The sequence below is a fragment of the Actinomadura rugatobispora genome, assembly GCF_055379765.1.
In genome coordinates this window covers 10,880,061-10,905,366 of the sequence record NZ_AP029191.1, presented here as the reverse complement: position 1 = coordinate 10,905,366, position 25,306 = coordinate 10,880,061, and the positions used below count along the sequence as shown (strand labels likewise).

Sequence of the window (25,306 nt, the reverse complement as noted above, 5' to 3'; positions counted from 1 at the left end):
GCGCGACCTGGCTGGTCCAGGACGAGGCGACGCGCGCGAGGCCGCGCTACGGCGGCCAGATACGCGGCCACCTGGACCGCGCCGTCGGTCACTGCGCACATGCCGCCGATCCTAGGGAGACTTCGCGGTGGCATCCAACTGGTTTTCCTGGAGGTCGGCACGGCATCCCGGCCATCGGCCTTGACATAGTAAGGTCCAGGGTTTCGTAGGCTGGTGCACATCCCCGAAGACCGCGCGGACGGGAGCGTCATGGGCCGAGACCCCGACTATCTGGCCTTCATGCGGCGCCGCCTGGCCTCCCCTCCTCCCGCCGGGCGCCGGACGATCGAGGAGATCCGCCGCGAGCACGCCGCCGACCTGGCCCCGCTCCCCCGGCCCGCCGTCGCCGTCGTCCAGGACCTCACGCTGGACGGCCCCGGCGGCCCCCTGCCCGCCCGCCTCTACCGGCCCTCCGCGGACTCGCCCGTCCCCGCGATGGTCTACTTCCACGGCGGCGGCTGGGCGCTCGGCGATGTCGACAGCTACGACCCGGTCGTGCGCGCCCTGGCCGTCGCCAGCGGCGTCGGATGGGTGTCGGTCGACTACCGCCGCCCGCCCGAGCACCCCTTCCCCGCCCCCGTGGACGACGCCGTCGCCGCGATCGCCCAGGTCACCGCACGTGCCGGCGACCTGGGCCTGGACCCGGCCCGGATCGGCGCCGCCGGCGACAGCGCGGGCGGGCAGCTCGCCGCGTCCGCCGCCCTCCGCCTCCGCGACGCCCGGGCCGCTGCGCCGGTGCTCCAGCTCCTGGTCTACCCGGCCGTCGACCTGCGGGAGATCCCGCCGGACCCGCCCGACCCCGACGGCCTGGAGTTCAGCCCCTCCGGGCTGGCCCGCATCGTACGGCTCTACCTCGGCGACACCGACCGCACCCGTCCCGAGGTCTCCCCACTCATGGACCCCGACCCCGCGGGCCTCCCCCCGACGATCATCGCGACGGCCGAGTACGACAAGCTGCGCCCCCAGGCCGAGCAGTACGCTCGGCACCTGCGGGCAGCCGGAGTCCCCACCACCCTCATCACCGGCACCGGGCTCGACCACGGCTTCCTCGGCTGGGGCTCCTACGCCCGCCGCCCCGCCGAAGCCGTGGCCCAGATAGGCACCGCCGTACGGCACGCCCTGCACAGCCCGACGCCTTAACAAAGTAAGGCTAGCGGTGAAAGGCACGGGCGGTCCCATCCGGCCACGGCCTCCAGCCTGCCGACCTGGGCGAGGTGCCGGCGGCGGTGCGCCGATCAGCGGCGGAGGGTGCGCAGGTACTTGGCGAACTTCTCCGTGCCGTCGATGACGCGCGGCCCGCTGATGCCCTCGTTGTAGTCGAGGACGAAGAAGTTGTTCTTCCTGACGGCCGGCAGGTGCCGGGTGTGCGGCGAGGTCCTCAGGAACTCGATCTTCTTGGCGGCGGGCCGGTCGCCGTAGTCGAGGATGATCAGGACCTCGGGCCCGGCCTGGGCGACGGCCTCCCACGACACCGTCGTCCATCGCTGGTCGAGGCCGTCGAAGACGTTCCGGCCCCCGGCGGTCTTGATGATGACGTCCTCGGCCGCAATGGCCTCCACGCCGAAGATCCTGCCGAGGCGCTCCAGGTCGGTGTAGAGGGCCTCGAACGGGGTGACGCGTTCGGGGTGGCCCGGGTAGTTGTAGCAGCTCTCGGTGTGCATGTAGACGCCCAGCCCCGCCAGCCCGCCGGTGACCGTGACGCCGACGGCTCCGACGGACGCGCCCGAGGACACCCCCAGCACGAAGGGGTCGGCCAGCGCGTTGCGCACCATCGCCTGGATCGCGACGCCGACCGCGCTGAGCCCCGCCCCCACCAGCGCCGCCAGCAGCACCCGCGGCGTGCGGATCTGCCAGACGATCTGGTACGTCGTCGCCTCGTCCGCCGCGATCCGGCCCCCGGTCAGGGCCGCCCACAGGTACCGGGCGGTCTCCGCGGGCGGGACGGCCGCGGCTCCCAGCCCGATCGCCACGACCACCGAGGCCAGCAGGACGGCGAGCAGCGCGAGGCACACCACCGGCAGGCCGACGCGCGAACCGGGCCGTCGCCCGGGCCGCGGCGCCGCCTGCGGAGCCGTCCCATCAGAACGCGCTGCGGCCTCGGCGCCGGGCGCCGGCCTGGGCAGCGGGGGTGGGGGCATGGTGCGGCCTTCCTCGGCGATGAAGATCGATCCGAGGGGCAATGGTAATCATATTCATTTTCGCTTGTCGCCCCGCCCCCGCCCTACGCTGCGTCTCCATGGGCGTCCGCGGGGGCCGATGTGCTCGACGAGGGGCTGCGGGCGATGATCGCGCCGGTCGGTTCCTCGGCTGGTCGCCCATGTCGGGAGAGGTCCCGGATCAGAGCATCCGGCCCAGCCCGGCCGCCTGCCGGCGCAGAACGGGCAGGAAGTTGCGGCGCATCTCGTCGATCGAGGCGCGAGCGGTGAACGTGCTCGCGGTCAGCGCGGCGCGCACCCGGCCCGACGAGTCGGTCACGGGCACGGCCATGGAGCGTATGCCGTAGTCCAGCTCCTCGTTGGTGAACGCCACTCCCTCGTCCCGGGCCAGGTCGATCCTGCCGCGGATCTCCGGAACGGTCACCAGCGTGTTCGGCGTGGTGCGAACGGGTGCGCACGACTCGAGGTAGGCCGCCAGCTCCGCCTCGGGCACACCCGTGAGCAGGACCCGCCCGGACGCCGACGAGTAGGCGGGGAGCCGCGCTCCTATCCGCACCCCGGTGTTCACGATGCGCTGGACCTCGGCCCGCGCGACGATCAGCGCGGACCCGTCGTCGTACACCGCGACCGACACCGACTCGTTCAGTTCGTCGCGCGCGGCCAGCACGAAGGGCTGCGCCAGCGCGGGAATGCTGGCCGTCTCCAGGTACGCCGCGCCCAGCCGCATCATCCTCGGCGTCGGGCGGAAGAGCCCGCCGTCCTGCTGGAGGTATCCGAGGTCCCGCAGGGTCAGGAGGCAGCGGCGGGCGGCGGCGGGCGTGATGCCGGTCGCGCGCGCGGCGTCGGTCACCGTCAGCTGCGTGCGCTCGGCCGTGAACGCCTCGACGATGGCCAGCCCCTTCGCCAGCCCGGCCATGCCCTCCGGCTGCCGCTTCCCGGCGGGCTCGGCCGCCGCGTCCTCGTGTGATCGCACCACGGACTCCTTATACGGAAGGTCGCCGTCCCGTTTCAAGCACGCGCGAACTCGCCGGCGCGAAGCTCGACGTCGTGGTCGTACAACCAGGCGCGCAGTTCGCCGGACGCGGCGATCTCGGCGTCCCGCTCGCGCAGGTCCTCGTACTGGGAGTCGTACCTGCGGCCGTTGGCGCGCGCCCCCTCCTGCACCTTGGCCGTCCGGGGACGGCGGAACTCCTCGTAGGAGCGCAGGGCGCGCGGCGCGTCCTCGGGTGAGCCGCCGTCGAGCATTACCGCGAGCGCCACGCCGTCCTCGATCGACTGGTTGGCGCCCTGGCCGAGGTGCGGCAGCATCGGATGCGCCGCGTCGCCCAGCAGCGTCAGTCTCCCGTTCGTCCACTTGGGGAGGGGCTCGCGGTCGTACAGCCCCCACCAGTAGGTCGTCTCGACACGTGAGAGCAACTCCCCGACGAGCGGGTCCCACCCGGTGAAGGCCGCGCGCAGCGCGTCGGGGTCGCCCACGCCGGACCAGGTCTCCTCGGCCGCGTCGGCGCTGGGCAGGAAGCCCACGTAGTTGAGCAGGCCGCCGCCGCGCACCGGGTAGACCATGAAGTGCTTCCCCTCCCCCATCCACACCAGGTGCGCGTCCCTGGGCCAGCTCGGCAGGGCATCGGAGGCGATCAGCCCCCGGTAGGCCACGTGCCCGGAGTAGACCGGCTCCGCCGGCTCGGCCACGTACCTCTGCAGCGCGGAGTGGATGCCGTCGGCGGCGACCACGACGTCGGCCTCGGCACGGGCGCCGTCGGCGAACGCCAGCCGCGCCGAGCCCGCGTCCTGCTCGAACCCGACGCAGCGGTGCCCCGTGCGCACCACGCCGGCCGGGAGGGCGCCGGCGAGCGCCCCCAGGAGATCCGCGCGGTGCATCCCGTAGACGCCGTGCGCGCCCTCGGAGTCCGCGGTCCTGATCGGGCCGACCGTGCTGCCGTCCGTCCGGCAGTACCGCGACCCGGCGCCGACCCGGCCGCCGAGCTCGGCGACCGCCTCGCCCAGCCCCATCCGGGCCAGTTGCCGGACGCTGTTCGGCGTGATCAGCACACCGGCGCCGACCTCGCCGAGCGCGGGCGCCTGTTCGAAGACGGTGACCTCGATGCCGCGCCGCACCAGGGCGTTGGCGGCCGCCAGGCCGCCGATGCCGCCGCCCACGATCGCCACCCGCAACCGATCGCTTCCCACTGACCCTCCAATATTTTCGAATAACGAAAAGTGTTCGGGATTCGTTTCACGCTAGGACGCCCTGCCGCGACTGTCAACATCTGGGCACGTCACGCGGCAATCCCTGGGACGGCGTCGACTCTGAATCCGACTCGGCCCGCGCCGGTCAGCCTCTTGACATGCGGCGATACGAGTGCATCATGTAATTCGATTTTCGCGGTGAGTTTCGATAATCGAAAAGCGCCCTCCCGCCCCCCGCCAGGCACTGCCTCGCACACGAGAAAGGCCAGTGGCCATGACGACACGCTCGACCCTGAAGATCGGCTCGCAGCTCGCGCTGATCCTCGGGGCGCTGATCCCGTTGATCTCCTCGGGATGGGTGGGCATGCCGCTCTCCGAGCAGCCCGCGGTACTGCTCGCCACCCTCGCCCTCTGGACGGCCGGCCTGCTCCTCGGCTACCGCGCCTTCGTGCAGGAGAAGGACTTCCCGGCCGGCCACCCGGCCTGGCGGCGGATCTGCCAGTTCGTCACGGCCGCCTCGGCCACCCTGCTCCTGCTGGGCATGACCTTCGGGTTCGTCTACCACCCCACGATCGGCACATCGTTCCTGGGCACGGACTTCACCACGGTCCTGATGATCACGCTCGTCGTCATGGGCGTGCAGATCGCGCCCGACGACTGGAAGGCGGTCGTCAAGGACGCCCGGGTGGTCTCGCTCGCCGTGCTGATCCGCTGGCTCATCATGCCGCTGACCGGCTACTGCGTCGCGTTCCTGGCGTTCCGGCCGTTCCTCGAGCCCGAACTCGCCGGCAGCCTCGCCATCGGGATGATGCTGTTGTCCACCTCCCCGACCGGCGCGGCGTCCAACAGCCTGACCCTGCTCAGCAAGGGCGACCTCGCGCTCTCGGTGTCGGCCACCACGCTCAACGTGCTCATCGCGCCGTTCCTGCAGCCCCTGCTCATCAGGTTCTTCGTGGGCGGCACGGCGAGCGTGGACGCCGTCGGCATGTTCCTGGACCTCGTGCGGTTCGTGCTGGCGCCGGTCGTGGCCGCGAGCATCGTGGGCGCGCTGTTCCCCGGGCTCATCGCCAGGATCAAGCCCGTCCTGGGCCCGCTGGCGGTGCTGTCGCTGACCTGCGTGCTCATGGGGACGATCTCCAAGGGCGCGCCAGCGATCCTGGACAACCTCAACGTCCTGCCCTACGTCCTGATCGCCTGCGTGGTCCAGGGCCTCGCCGGGCTGATGCTCGGCTACCACGTCCCGAAGTACCTGGGCTTCAACCGGGAGCAGCGCATCGCCTCGTGCTTCGAGGTCGGCGTGGAGAACGCCGCGATCGCCCCCGCGCTGGCCGCCACGTACTTCAACCCGCTGGCCATCGTGCCCGCGATCGTGTACGGCAAGACCCAGAACATCCTCGCCGTCACCATCTTCGTGCGGAAGTTCCAGAAGGAGAACGAGGCGCTCGAACGCCGGGAGGAGGCCGCCGAACCGGCGGTGCGATGACGAAGCTCAGAATGCGCCCGCCACCCGCCTTAACATAGTAAGGTCGCTTTTGAAGGCGTTCGCAGCGCGCCTGATATGGCTTTTCATATCGATCAGTGATTCATAGCGGTATTGGACATGCGCGGCCGTTCTCTGCTCTGCTCTTCCGGGTGAGAATCCCTTTCCGGCCGCGGCCCCGATCGGCGGTCGCCCTGATGGCGGCGTCCGCGCTGCTGGCCCCGGCCTGCGCGGCGAATCCCCCCGCCGCGCAGACGGGCGCCGCCAAGCCCGTCGCCCGGACCGGCGCCCTCCCCTCCCGGATCACCGCCGACCCCGGCCTCCAGCGCAGGCTGCGAGCGCTGGAGGTCTCGTACGCGGGCCGCATCGGCGCGGCGGCGATCGACACCGCGACGGGCAAGGCCGTCGGCTACCGGGCCGGCGAGCGCTTCCCCTTCAACTCCATGTTCAAGGCGTACGCGTGCGCCGCGGTCCTCCGCAAGGCACGCGACACCGACCCGGGCCTCCTGGACCGCGTGCAGCACTGGAAACCCGGCGAGGTGCTGGAGAACTCGCCGGAGACCAAGGAGTACACCGACACCGGCATGACCCCCGCCCAGCTCTGCCGCGCGGCCGTCACCAAGAGCGACGGCCTGGCGGGCAACCAGCTGCTGAAGCAGATCGGCGGGCCCGCCGGGCTGACCGGGTACTTCCGCTCCCTGGGCGACCCGGTGGGCCGGCTCGACCGCTACGAGCCCGATCTGACCGGGTGGAGGCCCGGCGAGGCGCGCGACACCACCAGCCCCGCGGCGGCCGCGGGCGCCCTGTCCCGGATCACCGTGGGCGACGCCCTCCACGCCCGCGACCGGGAGCGGCTCGTCGGCTGGCTCCGCGCCTCCGTCACCGGCGCCGAGCGCATCCGGGCCGGCCTTCCCGAGGACTGGACGATCGGCAACAAGACCGGCACCGGCGGCGCCGCCAACCACGGGACCGCCAACGACATCGCGATCGCCTGGCCCCCGGGATCCTCCGCGCCCCTCGTCATCGCGGTCTTCACCAACCGGAACGCCAACGGGGTCCCGCCCGACGAGAAGGTCATCGCCTCCACCGCCACGGCACTGGCCCGGGCCCTCGGCCGCCTCTGACCCGCACCTCCCCCACCCCGCCCATCGCCGCGGCGCGCCGCCCCGGAAGCGGCGCGCCGCCGGGCGTCCACGCGTGGAATCCAGGAGCCGCAAGGGCTCCGTCTTTGAAGAGAACTGGCGATTCTTTGGCCGGGCGGGCGAAACGCCGCTGGCTATCGTGGAGCATGAGCACAGAGAGGTCCGGGGACCCCGCACCGGACACCGCGGAATCGGCTCGTCTCCGCGACGCGGCGACCCGGCTGTTCGCGGTGCTCGGCTATGACGGGACGGCCACGGAAATGATCGCCGACGCCGCGGGCGTCCCCCGGGAGCAGGTCGTGGCGGCGGGCGGGCGGAGCGGGCTGTACCGGCAGGCGCTCGAGGAGCACTGCCGGGAGCAGTGCCTCATGCTGGAGGAGATCGGCCAGGGGTTCAGACCCGGTGACGACCGGATGGCGATCGTGCTCGAGCACCTCATGGACTTCTATCTGGCACGCCAGGACCTGGTGGCCATGTGGCGGCAGCGCCGGATGATGGACGCGGCCGACATGACCGATCTCGAAGAGCGCTACCAGTACCCCATTCACCAGAAGGTCCTGGCCATTCTCGGCCCCGACGTCGTCGAAAGCCCGGAATACGAGCTGATCGGTGTCGTTTTCGCGTGGTGCCTGCTGGGGTTCACGGCCGGCGGCGCCCCGCGCCCCGACGGCTCGCTCCTGGATCCGGACGATCCCCGGGACCGCGCCCTGTTCCGCTCCCACATGATCGAACTCATGGAGAAACTGCGCTCCGCGTAACGGGAATCGGTTCTGATCCGGCGCCCCGGCCGACGGCCTTGACAAAGTAAGGTTCCCGCCGGCGAATGACTCCCGCCTGATCCCGAACTGCCCAAGTGATTATGTTTCGTCTGATTTCGGGCACGGAGTGCCCGGGTACGGGGACGAGCACGCCGTCTCGTCGGCCCGGCTCAACGGGGGTGTGCTGTGAGAGTTGTCGTCGACCTCACGCGCTGTCAGGGGTACGGGCAGTGCGCCTTCCTGGCACCGGAGGTGTTCACCCTGCACGGCCAGGAAGCGCTCATGTACGACACCGACCCCGGCGACGAGCAGCACGAACGCGTCCTGCGGGCGGCCGCGGCCTGCCCCGTCCAGGCGCTGCACGTCGACCGCCTGGTCACCCAGCACCGGACCGTGCGCCCCGAACTGGCCCCCTCGCCGACCGGCGGCGACGAGGAGTTCAAGCGCAGCGGGCGCATCGTCATCGTCGGCGCCTCCCTCGCCGGCGGCCGCGCCGCGGGAGTCCTGCGCAGGGACGGCTTCCGGGGCCGGCTGACCCTCATCGGGGACGAGCCGCACCAGCCCTACGACCGGCCGCCGCTGTCCAAGCAGGTGCTGACCGGCCGGGTGCCCGCCCAGCGCACCCTGCTCCCCTACCTCCGCAGGATCGACGTCGAGTGGCTGCCGGGGACCCCTGCGACCGGGCTCGACCTGGCCGCCAAGCAGGTCCTCCTCGCCGACGGCCGCACGGTCGGCTTCGACAAGGTGCTGATCGCCACCGGGGCGCGGGCCAGGCCCTGGCCGAACGAGCGGGAGGCCGCGCTGGACGGGGTGCACGTCGTGCGCACCCTGGAGGAGGCGGAACGGCTGCGGCGGCGGCTGTCGGCCGGCGTCGGCCGCGTCCTGGTCATCGGCGGCGGATTCACCGGGTCGGAGGTGGCGTCGGTGTGCCGCGGCCTCGGCCTCCCGGTGACCCTCGTCGAGGCGGGCCCCGCTCCCCTGGCCGGCGCCCTGGGCCGGGTCATCGGCGAGGTCGCGGCGGACATGCAGCGCGCCGCCGGCGTCGACCTGCGCTGCGGAGTCAGGGTCGGCGCCCTGGAAGGCGACGCCGGCGGGCGGCTGCGCGGCGCACGCCTGTCCGACGGCGGCACGGTGGAGGCCGACGTCGCCGTGGTCGCGCTCGGCGCCGTCCGCAACGTCGAATGGCTGCGCGACTCCGGGCTGGCCGCCGGCGTGTGGGGGGTGGCCACCGACGCCGGCTGCCGGGCCCTGGACGTCAACGGCCTGGTCACCGACGACGTGTTCGCCGCCGGCGACGTCGCGCGCTTCCCGCACCCGGTGTACCACTACCAGTTCATGGCGCTGGAGCACTGGGGCAACGCCGTCGCCCAGGCCGAGATCGCCGCCCACAACATGCTCAGCGACCAGGCCCACCGCTGGCCGCACCTGTCGCTGCCGGTCTTCTGGTCCAACCAGTTCGGCACCAACATCAAGTCGGTGGGGGTGCCGACCTTCAGCGAGGAGGTCGTCATCGCGCAGGGCTCGGTGCCCGACCGCCGCTTCGTCGCCGTCTACGGCCACCGCGGCAGGATCACCGCCGCCGTCACCTTCGACCAGGCCATGTGGCTGGACTTCTACCAGCGGCTGATCGAGCAGGCCGCACCGTTCCCGCCCGATTTCCGCATGGTCGACCGGCCGGACGGGGAGCGTCCCGTCCCGGCCGAGGTCCCGCCGCGGATCGTCCCCGCCGAGGGCGCGACCGTCGTGGTGACCGGCCACGACCCGGCCGAGCGCCGCGTCTCGGCCGTCCGCGAGTCATAGGGACGAGGAACCAGCGACACGGGGAGGCACCGACGTGGAACCGGCCGGCGTCTACGAGCGGATTCACCAGTTCTCCAACCGGGCCGACCCCTACCGGCTCTACACCGAGCTCCGCGACACGCCCGTCGCGCGGCAGGAGGACGGCAGCTACGTCGTCAGCACCTACCGCGAGATCGTCGCGCTGCTGCACGACCCGCGGGTCAGCTCCGACCGCCGCAACCTGGCCGAACCGGCCCACGCGGACCAGGACGCGCTGCCCTCGGCCTTCATCGGCCTCGACCCGCCCGAGCACGACCGGCTCCGCCGCCTGACGATGCGGCACTTCGGGCCGCCGCACTCGCCCGGCAAGGTCGACGCCATGCGCGCGGAACTGCTCGAGATCATCACCGGCCTCATCGACGGCGTCGCCGGCCGCGCGCGGGCCGACCTCGTCGACGACATCGCCTACCCGTTCCCCGTCACGGTCATCTGCCGCCTGCTCGGCGTGCCCCGCGAGGACGAGCCCCGCTTCCACCGGTGGGCCGAGGAGATCGTCGAGACCATCGGCCCCGGTGAGGGCGACAGGGACGAGCGGGCCCGGCGGCGCCAGGCCGCCGTCCTGGAACTGGGCCGGTACCTGGGCGAACTCGCCGAGGCCCACCGCCGCGACCCCGGCGACGACGTCCTGTCCGGACTGGTCACCGACCAGGGCCCCGACGGCCCCATGTCCGGGACCGAGGTGATCACGACCTCGGCGCTGCTGCTGATCGCCGGGCACGAGACCACCGTCAACCTCATCGCCAACGGGATGCTCACCCTCCTGCGCGACCCGCCGCTGCTCGAACGGCTCCGCCGGGAACCCGACCTGGTCGTCCACACCGTCGAGGAGCTGCTGCGCTGCGAACCGCCGGTCCACTTCCTGCCGCAGCGCGTCGCCCTCGACGACATCGCCATCGCGGGCGTCACCATCCCCAAGGGCGCCTCCATCGTCCTCGCCCTGGCCTCGGGCAGCCGCGACCCCGCGCACGTGCACGATCCCGACCGCTTCGATCCCGACCGCCCCTACATCCAGCACCTCGGGTTCGGCGGCGGCGTCCACCACTGCTTCGGCGCCCCGCTGGCCCGCCTCGAGGCCCAGATCGCGCTCCGCGAACTCGCCCGCCGGCTGGTGAACCCGCGCCTGGTCACCGACCCGCCGCCCTACCGCCCCAGCTCGACGCTGCGAGGCCCGCGCCACCTCGACATCGAGTACGACGACGTCATCCCGTAGCCCTTTTCAGGGGCGCGGGATGTTGCGGAGGTTGGCGCGGGCGAGCTGGATCATCCGCCCGACGCCGCCGTTGAGGACGAGCTTGCTGGTGGTCGTGGCGAAACCGGCCAGCTGCCGGCCGGTGACGTGCGGCGGGATCGACAGCGCGTTGGGATCGGTGACGACGTCGACCAGCGCCGGGCCGTCGTGGGCCAGCGTCTCGCGCAGGGCGTCCCGGACGTCGGCCGGGTCCTCGACGCGCACGCCGTGCCCGCCCGCCGCGCGGGCGATCGCCGCGTAGTCGGTGCGGGGGTAGGCCGTGCCGTACGGCGGGAAGCCCGCGACCATCATCTCCAGGTCGACCATGCCCAGCGAGGAGTTGTCGAACAGCACCACCTTGACCGGCAGGCCGTGCTGGACCAGCGTGAGGAAGTCCCCCATCAGCATCGAGAACCCGCCGTCGCCCGACAGCGCCACCACCTGCCGCGACCGGTCCAGCATCTGCGCGCCGATCGCCTGGGGCATGGCGTTGGCCATCGAACCGTGGTTGAACGACCCGATCACCCGGCGCCGGCCGTTCGGGGACAGGTACCGGGCCGCCCAGACGTTGCACATGCCGGTGTCCACCGTGAAGATCGCGTCGTCGGCGGCCTCCTCGTCCAGGATCGAGGCGACGTACTCGGGATGGACGGGCCGGTGGTGCTCGACGTCGCGGGTGTAGGCGGCGACGTCGTTCTCCAGCAGCTCGGCGTGCTTGGCGAGCATCCGGTCCAGGAACCGGCGGTCGGTCTTCTCCCGCACCTCGGCCGTGACTGCGCGCAGCGTCTCGCGGACATCGCCCCAGACCGCCAGGTCCAGCCTGGAGCGGCGGCCCAGATGCTCGGGGCGGATGTCCACCTGGACGACGCGGACGCCGTCGGGCAGGAACGCGGTGTAGGGGAAGTCGGTCCCCAGCAGGATGAGCAGGTCCGCCTCGTGCATCGCCTCGTAGGCGGCGCCGTAGCCCAGCAGCCCCGACATGCCGACGTCGAAGGGGTTGTCGTACTGGATCCACTCCTTCCCGCGCAGCGCGTGCCCGACGGGCGCCTTGACGCGGCCGGCGAACGCCATGACCTCGTCGTGGGCCCCGGCGGTGCCGCTGCCGCAGAACAGCGTGATCGCGCCCGCCTCGTCGACCAGCCGGGCCAGTTCGGCGATCTCGGCCTCCCCGGGCCGCACGGCGGGCCGCCGGGTCACCATCGCCAGGGGGGCGTCCTGCCCGGGCGCGGCCCGCCCGGCGACGTCCCCCGACATGGCGACGACGGCGACGCCCGAGCGGCCGATCGCGTGCTGGACGGCCGTCCGCAGGATCCGCGGCATCTGCGCCGGATCGGAGATCAGCTCCGAGTAGTGGCTGCACTCGGTGAACAGCCGGTCCGGGTGCGTCTCCTGGAAGTAGGCGGTGCCGATCTCGGCGCTGGGGATGTGCGCGGCCAGCGCCAGGACCGGCGCCATGCTCCGGTGCGCGTCGTAGAGCCCGTTGATCAGGTGCAGGTGGCCCGGTCCGCAGCTCCCGGCGCACGCGGCCAGGCGCCCGGTCAGCTGCGCCTCGGCACCGGCGGCGAACGCGCCGGTCTCCTCGTGCCGCACCTGCACCCACTCGATCGAGGGGTTGCGCCGCACGGCGTCGGTGACGGGGTTGAGGCTGTCCCCGACGACGCCGTACAGGCGCTGGACGCCCGCGTGCACCAGCAGGTCGACGAACTGCTCCGCGACCGTCTGCTTGGCCATGCCCCGAACCTCCGTCGAACGGCGGACGGCCCCGGTACGCGCCGCCGGCCGTGGCCGGGGCGCTCCGCCCTCACTGCGCAGGGTCCTGCCCCGGCACCGGACGCCGACGACACGGGGGCCCGGTCCTTTGTCAGCCCTCGAAGGAGTTCTGGGACGGCGTTTGACCGCGGGGATACTCGTCGTGGCGGCGCAGCCAGCTCATGAAGGGGTCGTCCCCGCGGCGGGGAGCGGGCTCCCAGTCCTCCTGCCGCCCGCGGGCGGTGAGGTCGAGCCAGTTGTAGGTGCCCAGGAGCAGGTCGAGGCCGCGCGCGTATCCGGAGTAGGTGTGGAAGACGCGGTCGCCCTCCCGCAGGAACGCGCTCACGCCGGGCTGCTCACCCGACCATCCCCGCCAGGCGGGGTCGTCCCGCACCAGCTCGGCCTGATCCTTGTAGTTGTACTCGACCGGTGCGACCGACTCGTCGAGGGTCACGTGGTAGTCGTAGTTGAAGTCGCTCCCGTGCGAGGAGTACCACGGGAAGGTCCACCCCATCCGCCGCCGGTAGCGCTCGAGCCTGTCCAGCGGCGCCCGGGACACCAGCGCGAACGAGGTGTCGCGGGCGTTCAGGTGGCCGAGATGGCCGACGTTGTCGGTCACGAACGAGCAGCTCGGGCAGCCCTCGTCCGCGTCGGGCTCGAACATGAAGTGGTAGATCAGCAGCTGGCCGCGCCCGTCGAACAGGTCCGGCAGCCTCGCCGGCCCGTCCGGGCCCTCGAACACGTAGTCCTTGGTGACCTCGACCATCGGCAGGGCGCGCCGGGCCGCGTTGACCCGGTCGCGCTGACGGGTCAGCGCCTTCTCCTCCTCCAGCAGCTCCCGCCGCGCCGCTAGCCACTGCTCGCGCGTGGCGACCCGCGGATCCTCGGACATGTCGTCCCCCCTCGTCTCGTCCCGTCGCCCCCGTCCGAGGACATGCCCGCCGCCGGGCGGTTCGATCCCGGGCGGTCCGATCTCGGGCCGTTGATCTCGGGCGGGCGCCGCGTGGGACGCTGGGCCGATGGAGAGCGATGTCGCCGCCGACCACCGCCCGTTCGCGGTCCGCGCCGGAGGCCAGGACCTGCTGGTCGCCTGGCATCCCCCGTCCCGCCCTCCGGAGGGACGCCCGCACGGCGCCGAGGGCGTGTGCCTGACCGGCACCGGGGAGGCGGTCCTGGTCAGCCATGACGGCGAGCGCTGGTCGTTCCCCGCCGGACGGCCCGAGGACGGGGAGACCTGGCAGGACACCCTGTACCGGGAGGTGCGCGAGGAGGCGTGCGCGGAGGTCGTGAGCGCACGCCTGCTGGGCTACAGCCGCGGCGAGTGCGTCGCCGGGCCGGAGAAGGGGCTGGTGCTGGTGCGCTCCATCTGGCGCGCCGAGGTCGAGGTGGGCCCGTGGACGCCCCGGTTCGAGATCAGGCACCGCCGGATCGTCGCGGCGGCGGACCTCGCGACCGAACTCAAGCTCGGCGCCCACCCGTTCGCGCCGCTGGTCCGCCGCGCGCTCCTGGAGGCCGGCATCGGCTGAGCCGAACCGGTCTCGGGCGGGCCGGTCGTTCAGAGCGTCCGCGTACCCGCGGGCGAGACGGGGCGGAAAGGATCGGCCGGGCGGCCGCCGACGGCGGCCGGAGCCGCCAGGACGCGGCCGTCGGCGGCGCCCTCGGGACGATCGCCCAGGCCGTACAGCGCCGTGGTCACCACGATCCGGTACGGCGGCGACGGCGTCAGGCACACGCTGGTGGGCTGCTCGGCGGGCACCGCGACGACCGCGAGCAGCTCACCGGACGGCGCGTAGCGGTGGACGGCCGCCGCGCCCCAGACCGCCGACCACAGGCACCCCTCGGCGTCGACGGTCATCCCGTCCGGGGAGCCGTCCGGCACGCGCGCGAAGACCTCGCGCCCGCCCGCCTCGCCCGAGGCGGGATCGACCGGGACGCGGTAGATCAGCCCGAGCGCGCTGTCGGCCAGGTACATCGTCCGGCCGTCGGCGCTGAAGGCTGGACCGTTGGGGACGGTCAGCCCGCCCATCGCCGCGGTGACCGCCCCGTCCCGGTCCACGCGGTAGAGGGATCCGGCTCCGCGCGTGCCGTCGTAGGCCATCGAGCCCGCCCAGAACCGCCCCGCCGGGTCGGCCGCGCCGTCGTTCATCCGCATCGCCGTGGCCGCGCCGTCCTCTGGGCGCGCGAGCCAGCGCACCCCGTCCGCCGAGCCGTCCGCGGGCAGGAGCGCGATCCCCGTGCCGGCGGCGGCGATCCAGCCGTGCGGGCCGCCGGGTGCCGTGACCGGGGCGACGGCGCCGAGCGGGAAAGGGACGCGGGCCGCGAGCACGGTGGGATCGAGCCGGTACAGGCGCCCGGCCAGCAGGTCGACGGCGACCAGCCCGCCGGGCACCGCGCGCAGCCCCTCCCCCAGCTCCCACGGCCCGGCGCCCTCCACCGCCGACCAGGATCCGACCAGGCCGCTCATCGCAGCGCCGCGCCTTCCGGGAGACCGATCATGTCGAGTTCGTCCCGGTAGGGCAGGCCCTCCCAGTCGCCGCGGCTCGACACGGCGAACGCGCCGACGGCGTGGGCGCGCCGCAGCCGCCCCTCCGCGTCCAGGCCGTCCAGGAGACCGGAGAGGTAGCCGGCGACGAACCCGTCCCCGGCCCCGATGGAGTCCACCGCCTGCACGCTGTGGGCGGGGACGGCGCGGACCCCGTCCGCAGTGAACGAGCGCGCCCCCGCGCCGCCGTCCTTGACGACGACCTCAGTGGCGCCCCCGTCCAGGAGCCGCGCCGCGACCGGCTCGGCCGCGATCGGCTCGGCGGCCCCGCCGGGGTGCAGGAGCTCCAGCTCGTCGGGGGAGGCGATGACGTGGTCGGCCTGCGCGGCGATCGGCGCCAGCGCCCGCGCCGCCTCCTCCCGCGTCCACAGCCGGGACCGGTGGTTGACGTCCAGGCTGATCCGCGCGCCGCGCTCCCGGGCCAGGGCGCACAGGGCCCGCACGGCCTCCCGGCAGGACGCGCCCAGCGCCGGGGTGATCCCGGTGAGATGCACGATCGCCGGCGTGTACGGCACCGCCGCGACATCGTCGGCGCACAGCCGCGACCCGGCCGAGCCGGCGCGGACGTACTGCACGCGGGTCACGTCCGGCAGCCGCTGCTCGAACATGATCATTCCGGTGGGGGCGGCGTCGTCGCGGCGCACCGCGGAGACGTCGACGCCCTCGGCGCGCAGCGTCCGCACGACCAGGCGGCCCGGCTCGTCCGCGCCGACCCGGCCCAGCCACGCCGCCGAGTGGCCGAGGCGGCTCAGGCCGATGGCCACGTTGCTCTCCGCGCCGGCGACGCCGGCGGTGAAGCCCGAGCCCAGCCGGATCAGCCCGGTGGCCCGCAGCGCCATCATGGTCTCCCCGGCGGTCAGCACGTCCACCCGCGTCACGAGGAGCCCCCCGGGACCGGCGCGGCCGCCCCCGCCACCGCGACGAACGCGCGGGCACGGCGGCGCAGCGCCTCCAGGTCGCCGCCGGAGGGGGCGTCGCCGCACAGCGGCGAGCCGACGCCCACCGCCAGCGCGCCGCGGGCCAGGAACGCCGCGGCCTCCTCCTCACCGACCCCGCCCACCGGGACGAACGGCACGTCAGGGAACGGATCGCGCAGCGCGCGCAGGTAGCCGGGCCCGTTCGCGCTCGCCGGGAACAGCTTCACCGCCGTCACCCCGGCCGCGACCGCGGCGGCCACCTCCGTGGGTGTCAGCGCCCCGGCCAGCACCGGCAGGTCCAGCCGCAGCGCCTCGTCGACGCCCGCGCCCAGCGAGGGCGTCACGATGTAGCGGGCGCCCGCGTCCCGGGCCCGCCGCACGTCGTCGCCGGTCAGCGCGGTGCCCGCGCCGAGCGCGACGGAGCCGCCGACGGCGCGGGCGATGTCCTCGATGGCGCCCAGGGCGTCGCGGCCGCTCAGCGACACCTCGATCAGCGGCACCCCCTCCTCGGCCAGCACCAGCGCCGTCCGCACCGACGCCGCCCGGTCCGAGCCGCGGACCACGGCCACCAGCCGGTGCCGCCGCAGCGCCTCCAGCATCCCGCTCCGAGTGATCATCGTGCCGGTCGCTCCCCTCACCTCTGGGCCCGTCTCTGGGCCCATCTCCGGGCCCATCTCTGGGCTCACCACTCCGCGTGCCCCCCGTCGGGATGCCGCCACACCGGCGGCCGCCACCGGTGCCCGACCCGGTCGGCCCGGCGGACGGCGGCCTCGTCGATCTCGATGCCCAGGCCGGGCGCCTCCCAGCGCTCGATCGCGCCGTCCACGAAAGCGAACGGCGACCGGTCGGCCATGTAGTCCAGCAGTTCGGCCCCGGTGTTGTAGTGGATGCCGATGCTCTGCTCCTGGATGAGGAAGTTCGGCGTCGCGAACGCCACCTGCAGGCTCGCCGCCAGCGACAGCGGCCCCAGCGGGCAGTGCGGGGCCAGCAGCGCCCCGTACACCTCGGCCAGCGAGGCGATGCGCCGCACCTCGGAGATCCCCCCGGCGTGCGACAGGTCGGGCTGGACGACCCCCACCCCGGCCTGGAGCGCGGGCAGGAACTCCGCGCGCGAGAACAGCCGCTCGCCGCACGCGATCGGGGTGGTCGTCGCGGCCACCACCTCGCCCAGCCGGTGGGTGTGCTCGGGCAGCACCGGCTCCTCCACGAACAGCGGCCGGAAGGGCTCCAGCAGCGGCACCAGCCGCCGCGCCGCCGGGACGCTCACCCGGCCGTGGAAGTCGACGGCCACGTCGTTGCCGTCGCCGATCGCGGCGCGCACCGCCTCGACCCGCCCGACGATCGCGTCGATCTCCCGCGCCGCCGGCAGCGGCGCCACCCGGCCCGAGGCGTTGATCTTCACCGCGGTCAGCCCGGCCTCGACCTGCGCCGCGGCCGCCTCGCCGACCCGCGACGGCTCATCCCCGCCGACCCAGCCGTACACCCGGACCCGGTCGCGGACCGCGCCGCCGAGCAGCTGGTGCACCGGGACGCCCAGGGACTTGCCGAGGATGTCCCACAGCGCCTGGTCCAGCCCGGCGACCGCGCTCGACAGCACGGGCCCGCCCCGGTAGAAGGCCGCCTTGGTCATCGTCTGCCACAGGTCCTCGACGCGCCGCGGATCGGCGCCGATCAGAAGGTCCGACAGCTCCTCGACTGCGGCGCGGGTGGTCGCGGCCCGGCCCTCCACCACCGGCTCGCCCCAGCCGGCCACGCCCTCGTCGGTGTCGATCCGGCAGAACAGCCAGCGCGGGGGGACGAGAAAGGTCTCCACCCGGGTGATCTTCACGTTCGGTTCTTCCCCCTCGGTGCCGCCACGGCCCTTCCCGGCGCCGTCACGGCGAACTCTCGAGCTCCCGTCATGAGGAGCTCTTGGTGATGCTCCAGCCGCCGTCCACGTACAGGGACACGCCGGTGATGTACGAGGCGTCCGGCCCGGCCAGGAACGCGACCGCGCCGGCGACCTCCTCGGGGCGGCCCAGGCGCCCCGCGACGGTCTCGGCGGCGCTGCGCGTGCGGTCCTCCTCGCCGATCCCCTGCCACTGCGCGGTGAGGACGGGGCCCGGCAGCACGGCGTTGACCCGGACCCCTGGCCCGTACTCGACCGCGAGCTGGCGGGTGAGCCCGGTCAGCCCGGCCTTGGCCGCCGCGTACGCGGGCCGTGCGGGCAGCCCGAAGGCGGCGTGCACCGACGACACGATCACGATCGCGGCGCGGCCGCTCGCGCGCAGGTCGTCCAGGGTCGCCCGCACCCCCAGGAAGGCCCCGGTGAGGGTGACGTCCAGCTGCCCGCGCCAGGACTCCAGGGACAGCTCGTGCGCCGCCGCGGGCTCGTAGCGCAGCGCGTTGGAGACCAGGACGTCGACCGGGCCGAGGCCGTCGCGGCAGGCGCGCACGGCCCGCTCCCAGTCGCCGGGGTCGCTCACGTCGCACAGCACGCCGAGCGCGGCGGCGCCTCCGGCGGTCAGTTCGGCGGCGACCCGCTCGACCTCCGGGGACACGTCCAGCAGTGCGACGCCGTACCCGTCGGCGGCCAGTCGCCGCGCGGTCGCCGCGCCGATGCCGCGGGCCGCCCCGGTCACCACGGCGACCGGGCGGCCCGGTGTCCTCTCCTGCGAGGTCATGGCGCCTCCACGCTGACGCGGACGCCGAGGGAGGCGGCGGCGCCGGGCTCGAGCCGCTCCCACGGGCCCAGCGCCTCGCATTCGACGATCCGGTCCGGCGGGTTGAGGCCGCCCAGGTGCTCCAGCGGACGTTCCAGCGGATGCTCCATCCACACCTCCGCGCGCGACCCGCCGTCGGGGTAGGCGGCGTCCGCGCGCACATCCCATTCCATGGTGAGCCGGTGGCGGCCGCGCGCATAGGTCAGCCGCCCGGTGGCGCCGGGGAAGCCGAGCTTGCCGACGACGTCCTGCGCCGGGACCTCCAGGAGCTCCGTCCCGGCCCGCTGCCCCGCGCCGACGCGCGTCCAGGCGGGCGCGGCGGTGCCGACGGCCAGCTCGACCGGCGCGCCCGCTCCCGCCTCGACCTCCACCCGGACGACCCCGCCGCCGGGGTACTGGGCGATGTTCCACAGGGCCCAGCGCACCGGCCGGGACGACTCGTTCACCGCCGTCAGCCGCAGATCGTAGGAGGCCCGCCCGGCCCCCAGCCCGATCTCGCGGCGCAGCCGCAACCCCGTGCGCGGGTCGTGGCCGCTCTCCAGCGTCACCGTCGCGCCGTCGCGCTCCTCGCGGACCGCGGCCGTGTACGGTCCCGAGTCCAGGACGGGGTCGGGCGGCCCGGCCCATTCCTGCGCCGACGACCATCCCTGCGGCGCCGGCCAGGTCTTGTCGCCGCCGTAGTTCGCCCAGGCCGCCATCGGGCCCGAGGCGGGCGCGGGACGGTGCCCGCCGGCCGGGTGCAGCCGGTCGTCCAGCAGCGCGGGATTGCGCCACAGCAGCTCAGTACCGTCGTGGACGAGGCTCAGCAGCCGTCCGCCCAGCAGCGGGACGATCCCGAGCCGCAGCCGCCCGTTGTCGAGCCACACCACCTCGTACGGGCCGGAGGCGTCCGTGGTGGCCTCGACGCGCTCTGTCATGACGCCTCGCCGGGCACCAGGACGACCTTGCCCTTGCTCGCGCCCGCCGCCAGCGCGTACGCCTCACCGGCCCGCTCGAACCCGAAGGCGTCGCTCACGACCTTCTCGGGCCGCAGCCCCCAGCCGACCAGGTTCCGCGCCAGCTCGCTCATCGCCGGGAGCGAGGTGACCCAGGAGGCGTGGATGGTGAGCTGCTTGTGCAGCAGCGTGTCCGACACCTCGGTGTGCAGGTCGCCGCCCTCCCCGACCAGCGACACGTGGCCCCACTCGGCCGCCGCCTCCAGCGCCAGGCTCCGGCCGGGCCGGGTCCCCGAGCAGTCGATGGTGACGGCCGCCCCGCCGCGCCCGGTGAGGTCGGCGACTTCCTCCGCGGCGTCGTCACCGGCGGGCAGGACGGCGTCGAACACCCCGGCCGTCGCGGCCCACGCGCGGCGCGCCTCCGCCGTCTCCACCCCGATGACCTTGCGGGCGCCCATGCCGCGCCCGATCATCCCGGCCGCCAGCCCGACCGGGCCGAGCCCGACGACCAGCAGGTCGGCGTCGCCGCTGACCCCGGCGCGGCGCAGCCCCTCGTAGGCGGTGCCGAAGCCGCAGGCGATCAGCGCGCCGTCGACGTAGGACAGCTCGTCGGGCAGCGGCACGCAGGTCCGCTCCTCGGCCAGCAGGTACGGGGCGTGCCCGCCGTCGCGCTGCCACCCGTAGGACTCGCGGCCGTACCCGCAGCTGATGTAGTGCCCGCGGCGGCAGTTGTCGCACAGCCCGCAGCCCACGATGTGGTAGACGATCACCCGGTCGCCGGGGCCGAACCGGCGCACGCCCGGCCCGGCCGCCACGATCCGGCCGGACGGCTCGTGCCCCGCGATCACGCCGCGGTAGGCGGGGCCGTCCACGCCCCGGTAGCCCTTGTAGCCGCGGTAGATGAAGCCGATGTCGCTGCCGCAGATCCCGGACGCGCCGATCTCCACCAGCACCTGCCCGTGGCCCGGCCGGGGCACGTCGTACTCGCGCAGCTCGGCGGTGGAGTCGCCGGGCAGGAAGACGCCCCGCATCCTGCTCGGTGTCGAAGTCATGATGATCGCCAGCTTTCTCAGAGCCTTCTCAGGAGGTCGGGGTGCCGCGGCCGCGGCGGGCGACGATCACGTTGATCAGCACCGCGCCCACGATGATCACACCGCGCACCACGTTCTGCAGGAAGGAGTCCACGCCGAGCAGCACCAGCCCGTTACCGATCACGGTGATGAACACCACGCCCAGCAGCGTGCCCAGCATCCCGCCGCGGCCGCCGGCCAGCGCGGTGCCGCCGATCACCACCGCCGCGATCACGTCGAACTCCAGCCCGGACGCGGCGCCGCCGCTGCCCGAGCCCAGCCGCGCCGCCAGCAGGATCCCGGTCACCGCCGACAGCAGCCCGGTGGTGGCGAACAGCAGCACCCGGACCCGGGTGAGGCTGATGCCCGACAGCCGCGCCGCCCCGGCGTTGCCGCCGATCGCGTACACCGACCGGCCGTAGGCGGTGAACCGCGCCACGTAGGCGAACACCGCGAACAGCGCCAGCATGATGACCGCGGCGGTGGGGACGCCCAGCAGGTCGCCGCCCAGCACCTCGAACACCCCGCTCTCGGGCAGCGTCACCGGCAGGGCGTCGGTCAGGTAGAGGCCCAGCCCGCCCAGGACGCTCCACACCCCCAGCGTCGTGATGAACGACGGCACGTCGAACGCGGCGCGCAGCCAGCCCGCCAGCCCGCCCCACAGCAGGCCCAGGACCAGCGTGAGCGCGATCGCCCCCGCCACCCCCAGGCCCCATTGGGTGCTTCCCTTGGCGACCAGCACCGAGGAGAACGCCACCGCCGGGCCGATGCTGATGTCGATCTCACCGGCGATGATGACGAGGGTGACGCCCCACGCGGCGATGCCGATCATGGCGGCGTCGCGCAGCATCCCCAGCTGGTTGTGCACCGACAGGAAGCCCTCGGCGGAACTGCCCAGCGCGATGTACAGCACCGCGATGGCGGCCAGCAGGCCGATCTCGTTCAGCTGGTGCGCCCGCCCGGCCAGCAGCCGGGCCGCCGCGCCGCCGGCGGGCGCGCCGGGCGGCGCGGCCCGGCCGGTCTGTGCGGTGGTCATGTGATCTCGTTCTCCTCGGTTGTGCGATGCGGGGGTTGCGGCGGACGGCCTCGCGAGGCGGGGCCGCGCGGCGCGGGATGCGGCTCAGGCGGCCATCGCGGCGGACAGGACGGCGTCGACGGTGACGTCCGCGCCGGTGAACTCGGCGGCGACGGTGCCGCCGCGCACCGCGATGACGCGGTCGCAGACCAGCGGCAGCTCCTCCAGCTCCCCGGAGACGAACAGCACGGCGTTCCCCCGGTCGGCCAGCTCGCGCACCAGCCGGTAGATCCCCTCCTTGGCCTCCACGTCGACGCCGCGGGTCGGCTCGTCCAGGAGCAGGATCCGGCTGCCGGCGTGCAGCCACCGGCCGATCACGGCCTTCTGCTGGTTGCCGCCGCTGAGGGTGGCGATGGGGGTGCGGCCGGAGGCGGTGGCGATCGACAGCCGCTCGATCAGGCCGCGCGCGGCCCGGCCGACCTTGGACGGCGTCACGGAGGTGCCCGTGCTGACCGCGCGGTAGTCGGACATGACCATGTTCTCGCCGACGCCCAGCAGCGGGACGATCGCCTCGCTCTTGCGGTCCTCGGGGGTCAGCCCGACGCCGCGCCGCTTCATTCCGGCGGCCGTGACCCTGGGCACCTGCGCCCCGTCCACCCGGACGGTCCCGGCGGCGATCGGGGCGAACCCGGCCAGGGCGCGCAGGATCTCGGTGCGTCCCGAGCCCATCAGCCCGGCCAGCCCCAGGATCTCGCCGGGGTGGAGGTCGAAGGAGACGTCCACGACCTTCGGCGGCACGCTCAGCCCCGACACCGACAGCAGCGGCGTCCCGGTGCGGTCGACCGTGCGCGGGCGGGGCCGGACGGCCGCCTCGTAGGCGGAGCCGAGCATCATCGCGACCGCCTCGTCGGTGGAGGTGGTCTCCAGGTCGACGGTGCCGACGACCCGGCCGTCGCGCATCACGGTGGCGGTGCGGGCGATCCGGCGGATCTCGTCGAGCCGGTGGCTGACGTAGATCACCGCGACGCCGCTCTCGGCGATCCGGCGCACCGCGTCCAGCACGGTCTCCACCTCGGCGGCCGCCAGCGCGCTGGTGGGCTCGTCCAGGATCAGCAGCCGGGGCTCGCGGCGCACCGCCCGGCAGATCTCCACGAGCTGCTGCTCGGCGAGCGGGAGCGTTCCAACCCGGGCGTCGGGGGCGATGTCCAGACCCAGCCGGCCGAAGATCTCCCGCGCGGCGCGGCGCATCGCGGCGTGGTCGACCCGGCCTCCGCCGGTCCGCGGCCAGCCGCCCAGGAACAGGTTCTCCGCCGCCGTCATCCCCGGGACCAGGCTGAGCTCCTGGTGGACGGTCCGCACGCCCAGCTCGCCCGCGCGGCGCACGCCGCCGCCGTCCAGCGGCACCCCGCCGATCTCCACGGTGCCCGCGTCGGGCCGCTCCACCCCCGACAGCACCCTGATCAGGGTGGACTTGCCCGCGCCGTTGCGGCCGAGGAACGCCCGGACCTCGCCGGCCTCGATCTCCAGGCTCGCGCCGGTCAGCGCCCGGACTCCGGGGTAGTGCCGCGTGACGTCGGCGATGCGTACCAGCGGGGTGCTCATGAGTGGGTCCTTCGTTCGGGGGTCCTGGGGTTCGCCTCTCTCGGACGCGCAGGGGGTCTACGGGATGCCATCGGGGTGCTCCCGGAGCCAGCGGGCGCCGTCCTGGGCGCCGAGGTAGCGGTCGACGGGCGCGGGGACGATGAACCCCGCCGGCGGGTTCCCCGCCAGCACGGCCCGGGCCACCTCGCCGGCCAGCCGCCCGACCTTGATCCCCGAGATGTCGGCCACGCCCTTGAGGACCCGGCCGTCCTGCAGCTTCTTGGCCGCCTCGACGGACATGTCGCCGCCGAAGACGGCGGTCTCGCCGATCCGGCCGCGGGTCTCGACCGCCCGGACCGCGCCGAGCGTCTGGGAGCCCGCCTCGCCGTAGAAGGCGTCCAGGTCGGGGTGGGCGGTCAGGAGCTGCTGGGCCCGCTCCACGGCCTCGTCCATCTGCAGGCCCTGCTGGCTGGCCACGATCCGGGCGCCCGGCACCTTCTCCTTCAGCGCCCGCTCGAAGCCCTTGCGGCGCTGGACGCAGACCTCGAACTGCTCGCAGTTGATGATCCCGACCTGCGGGGCGCGCCGGCCCGCCCGCAGGAAGTGGTCGGCCATCTGCTCGCCGCTGACCCGGCCGAACTCCTCCGGCGAGCCCAGCACGAAGGCGCGCACGTACTTGCGGGCCTGCTCGTCCTCGACGCAGGTGTTGTAGCAGATCACCGGGACGCCGCTCTCCTTGGCGAGCCGCATCGCCGGCACCGACGCGGTGGCCGAGGCGGGCGACACGATGAGCGCGTCGGCCTTCGCCGAGCTCATCGTGCTGATGAACGAGCTCTCCCTGGCGGGGTCGGACTGGATGTTGGTCTGGAGGAGCTGCGGCCCGCGGCCCTCCTCGCCCAGCGTCGCGCGCAGCCCCCGCTCCACGCCCGCGTAGTAGCCCTCGGCGTTGAGGTAGACGACGCCGATCCGGCCGTTCTCGCCCACCCGGCCGCCGCACGCGGCCGTGACCGCCAGGACCGCGGCCGTCACGACAACGGCCAGGGTCCGGCGCTTGGCATGGTTCATCGACGCACTCCTCGACGTGCTCCTGCTTCACCGCGGCGTTCACCGGGAGGTTCACCGGGGGGTCGGCCGCGGGTGTGTCCGCCGACACTGTTTAACGCCCTCGTAGCACCGCTGTCAACATTAATTAGTATTTTATGATTACTGGAGGGCGAGCGATGCCGCTAGGGTGCTCGCCGACGGCCGGAACGGAGGGGGACCCGTGGCGCGCTACTCGGAACGCGGACTGCACGGCCAGACCGTGCAGGAGATCGCGCGCCGCATCCTCACCGGCGAGCTGCGCCCCGGCGACACCATCGACCCGGCCGCCCTCGGCGCCGAGCTCGACCTCAGCCTCACCGCCCTCCGCGAGGCCCTCAAGGTCCTGGCCGCCAAGGGCCTGGTCGCCTCCCGCCAGAAGCGCGGCACCTTCGTCCGCCCCCGCTCCGACTGGAGCCTCCTGGACCCCGACGTCATCCGCTGGCAGTTCGCCAACCGCAACGACCACGCCTTCCTGGAGAACCTCGCCGAGGTCCGCGGCATCATCGAGCCCCAGGCCGCCCGGCTGGCCGCGCTGCGCCGCACCGAGCACGACCTCGCCGCCCTCGACGACGCCCTGGCCGCGATGGGCCGGGCCGACGGCGACGCCGCCCTGGCCGTCCAGGCCGACCTCGCCTTCCACCGCGCCCTGCTCACCGCCACCCACAACGAGCTCCTGGAGCGGATGGAGATCGTCATCGAGGTGGGGCTGGCCGAACGCGACCGGCTCGTCCACGGCGTCGGCGGCCACGACGACCCGGTCCCCAGCCACCGCGCCGTCCTGGACGCCGTCCGCGCCGCCGCGCCGGGCCGGGCCGAGGAGGCCATGCGCGACCTGCTCGCCAAGGCCCGCCGCGACCTCGACACCGTCCGCGAGGACTGAGCC

At 73.9% G+C, this 25,306-nt stretch carries 23 protein-coding genes; 8 read left to right on the top strand and 15 right to left on the bottom strand.

Annotated elements, in window-relative coordinates:
- The first annotated feature begins 213 nt into the window (after positions 1–213).
- Positions 214–1,179: an alpha/beta hydrolase gene (locus ACZ466_RS48755; RefSeq protein WP_378283209.1), complete on the top strand. Its 966-nt coding sequence runs from the start codon at positions 214–216 to the stop codon at positions 1,177–1,179.
- Between the two features lie 95 nt (positions 1,180–1,274).
- Here ACZ466_RS48755 and ACZ466_RS48750 read toward each other — a convergent pair whose 3' ends face one another.
- The 3 genes from ACZ466_RS48750 to ACZ466_RS48740 form a co-directional block, all read right to left on the bottom strand.
- On the bottom strand, positions 1,275–2,177 hold the full coding sequence (locus ACZ466_RS48750) for an iron chelate uptake ABC transporter family permease subunit (RefSeq protein ID WP_464044059.1): 903 nt from the start codon (positions 2,175–2,177) through the stop codon (positions 1,275–1,277).
- 199 nt (positions 2,178–2,376) lie between these two features.
- Positions 2,377–3,168, bottom strand: a complete 792-nt coding sequence (locus ACZ466_RS48745) for an IclR family transcriptional regulator domain-containing protein (RefSeq protein WP_378283211.1) — start codon at positions 3,166–3,168, stop codon at positions 2,377–2,379.
- A 35-nt stretch (positions 3,169–3,203) separates the two neighbouring features.
- Positions 3,204–4,382, bottom strand: coding sequence for an FAD-dependent monooxygenase (locus tag ACZ466_RS48740; protein ID WP_378283212.1), 1,179 nt, complete (start codon positions 4,380–4,382; stop codon positions 3,204–3,206).
- A gap of 274 nt (positions 4,383–4,656) precedes the next feature.
- Between ACZ466_RS48740 and ACZ466_RS48735 the strand changes: the two genes are divergently transcribed.
- From ACZ466_RS48735 to ACZ466_RS48715, 5 genes are all read left to right on the top strand, one after another.
- Positions 4,657–5,865: a bile acid:sodium symporter family protein gene (locus ACZ466_RS48735; RefSeq protein WP_378283213.1), complete on the top strand. Its 1,209-nt coding sequence runs from the start codon at positions 4,657–4,659 to the stop codon at positions 5,863–5,865.
- 149 nt (positions 5,866–6,014) lie between these two features.
- The gene (bla, locus tag ACZ466_RS48730) at positions 6,015–6,986 is read left to right on the top strand and encodes a class A beta-lactamase (protein WP_378283214.1); all 972 of its coding nucleotides are present in this window, start codon (positions 6,015–6,017) and stop codon (positions 6,984–6,986) included.
- A 164-nt stretch (positions 6,987–7,150) separates the two neighbouring features.
- Complete coding sequence (locus ACZ466_RS48725) at positions 7,151–7,762, top strand: TetR/AcrR family transcriptional regulator (RefSeq protein ID WP_378283215.1); 612 nt, start codon at positions 7,151–7,153, stop codon at positions 7,760–7,762.
- Positions 7,763–7,948: 186 nt separating this feature from the next.
- Positions 7,949–9,562, top strand: a complete 1,614-nt coding sequence (locus ACZ466_RS48720) for an FAD-dependent oxidoreductase (RefSeq protein ID WP_378283216.1) — start codon at positions 7,949–7,951, stop codon at positions 9,560–9,562.
- Positions 9,563–9,596: 34 nt separating this feature from the next.
- Positions 9,597–10,811 carry a cytochrome P450 gene (locus tag ACZ466_RS48715; RefSeq protein ID WP_378283217.1) on the top strand — a complete coding sequence of 405 codons (1,215 nt, stop codon included), beginning with the start codon at positions 9,597–9,599 and terminating at the stop codon, positions 10,809–10,811.
- A gap of 6 nt (positions 10,812–10,817) precedes the next feature.
- Here ACZ466_RS48715 and ACZ466_RS48710 read toward each other — a convergent pair whose 3' ends face one another.
- A complete protein-coding gene (locus ACZ466_RS48710) occupies positions 10,818–12,560 on the bottom strand; it encodes a pyruvate dehydrogenase (RefSeq protein ID WP_378283218.1) in 1,743 nt (580 codons plus the stop codon).
- Positions 12,561–12,690: 130 nt separating this feature from the next.
- Positions 12,691–13,470 carry a DUF899 domain-containing protein gene (locus ACZ466_RS48705; protein WP_378283219.1) on the bottom strand — a complete coding sequence of 260 codons (780 nt, stop codon included), beginning with the start codon at positions 13,468–13,470 and terminating at the stop codon, positions 12,691–12,693.
- A 127-nt stretch (positions 13,471–13,597) separates the two neighbouring features.
- Here ACZ466_RS48705 and ACZ466_RS48700 point away from each other — a divergent pair, with 127 nt between their 5' ends.
- Positions 13,598–14,104 (top strand): NUDIX hydrolase, encoded by a 507-nt coding sequence (locus ACZ466_RS48700; protein WP_378283220.1) that lies wholly within the window; start codon positions 13,598–13,600, stop codon positions 14,102–14,104.
- Positions 14,105–14,133: 29 nt separating this feature from the next.
- Here ACZ466_RS48700 and ACZ466_RS48695 read toward each other — a convergent pair whose 3' ends face one another.
- From ACZ466_RS48695 to ACZ466_RS48650, 10 genes are all read right to left on the bottom strand, one after another.
- A complete protein-coding gene (locus tag ACZ466_RS48695; RefSeq protein ID WP_378283221.1) occupies positions 14,134–15,042 on the bottom strand; it encodes an SMP-30/gluconolactonase/LRE family protein in 909 nt (302 codons plus the stop codon).
- Positions 15,039–15,998 (bottom strand): sugar kinase, encoded by a 960-nt coding sequence (locus tag ACZ466_RS48690; RefSeq protein ID WP_378283222.1) that lies wholly within the window; start codon positions 15,996–15,998, stop codon positions 15,039–15,041. Before ACZ466_RS48690 ends, ACZ466_RS48695 begins: the two co-directional genes overlap by 4 nt.
- A complete protein-coding gene (locus ACZ466_RS48685; RefSeq protein ID WP_378283223.1) occupies positions 15,995–16,654 on the bottom strand; it encodes a bifunctional 4-hydroxy-2-oxoglutarate aldolase/2-dehydro-3-deoxy-phosphogluconate aldolase in 660 nt (219 codons plus the stop codon). The genes ACZ466_RS48690 and ACZ466_RS48685 overlap by 4 nt, the downstream gene beginning before the upstream one ends.
- A 65-nt stretch (positions 16,655–16,719) precedes the next feature.
- Positions 16,720–17,865, bottom strand: coding sequence for a galactonate dehydratase (dgoD, locus tag ACZ466_RS48680; protein WP_378283224.1), 1,146 nt, complete (start codon positions 17,863–17,865; stop codon positions 16,720–16,722).
- A 70-nt stretch (positions 17,866–17,935) separates the two neighbouring features.
- A complete protein-coding gene (locus tag ACZ466_RS48675; protein WP_378283225.1) occupies positions 17,936–18,700 on the bottom strand; it encodes an SDR family NAD(P)-dependent oxidoreductase in 765 nt (254 codons plus the stop codon).
- Positions 18,697–19,656: a DUF4380 domain-containing protein gene (locus ACZ466_RS48670; RefSeq protein ID WP_378283226.1), complete on the bottom strand. Its 960-nt coding sequence runs from the start codon at positions 19,654–19,656 to the stop codon at positions 18,697–18,699. Before ACZ466_RS48670 ends, ACZ466_RS48675 begins: the two co-directional genes overlap by 4 nt.
- Positions 19,653–20,726 carry a zinc-dependent alcohol dehydrogenase family protein gene (locus ACZ466_RS48665; protein WP_378283227.1) on the bottom strand — a complete coding sequence of 358 codons (1,074 nt, stop codon included), beginning with the start codon at positions 20,724–20,726 and terminating at the stop codon, positions 19,653–19,655. Before ACZ466_RS48665 ends, ACZ466_RS48670 begins: the two co-directional genes overlap by 4 nt.
- A 28-nt stretch (positions 20,727–20,754) precedes the next feature.
- Positions 20,755–21,780, bottom strand: coding sequence for an ABC transporter permease (locus ACZ466_RS48660; RefSeq protein ID WP_378283228.1), 1,026 nt, complete (start codon positions 21,778–21,780; stop codon positions 20,755–20,757).
- Positions 21,781–21,864: 84 nt separating this feature from the next.
- Positions 21,865–23,361 (bottom strand): sugar ABC transporter ATP-binding protein, encoded by a 1,497-nt coding sequence (locus ACZ466_RS48655; RefSeq protein ID WP_378283229.1) that lies wholly within the window; start codon positions 23,359–23,361, stop codon positions 21,865–21,867.
- Between the two features lie 57 nt (positions 23,362–23,418).
- Positions 23,419–24,405 (bottom strand): substrate-binding domain-containing protein, encoded by a 987-nt coding sequence (locus tag ACZ466_RS48650; RefSeq protein WP_378283230.1) that lies wholly within the window; start codon positions 24,403–24,405, stop codon positions 23,419–23,421.
- Between the two features lie 199 nt (positions 24,406–24,604).
- Between ACZ466_RS48650 and ACZ466_RS48645 the strand changes: the two genes are divergently transcribed.
- Positions 24,605–25,303 (top strand): FadR/GntR family transcriptional regulator, encoded by a 699-nt coding sequence (locus ACZ466_RS48645; RefSeq protein WP_378283231.1) that lies wholly within the window; start codon positions 24,605–24,607, stop codon positions 25,301–25,303.
- The last annotated feature ends 3 nt before the right edge of the window (positions 25,304–25,306 follow it).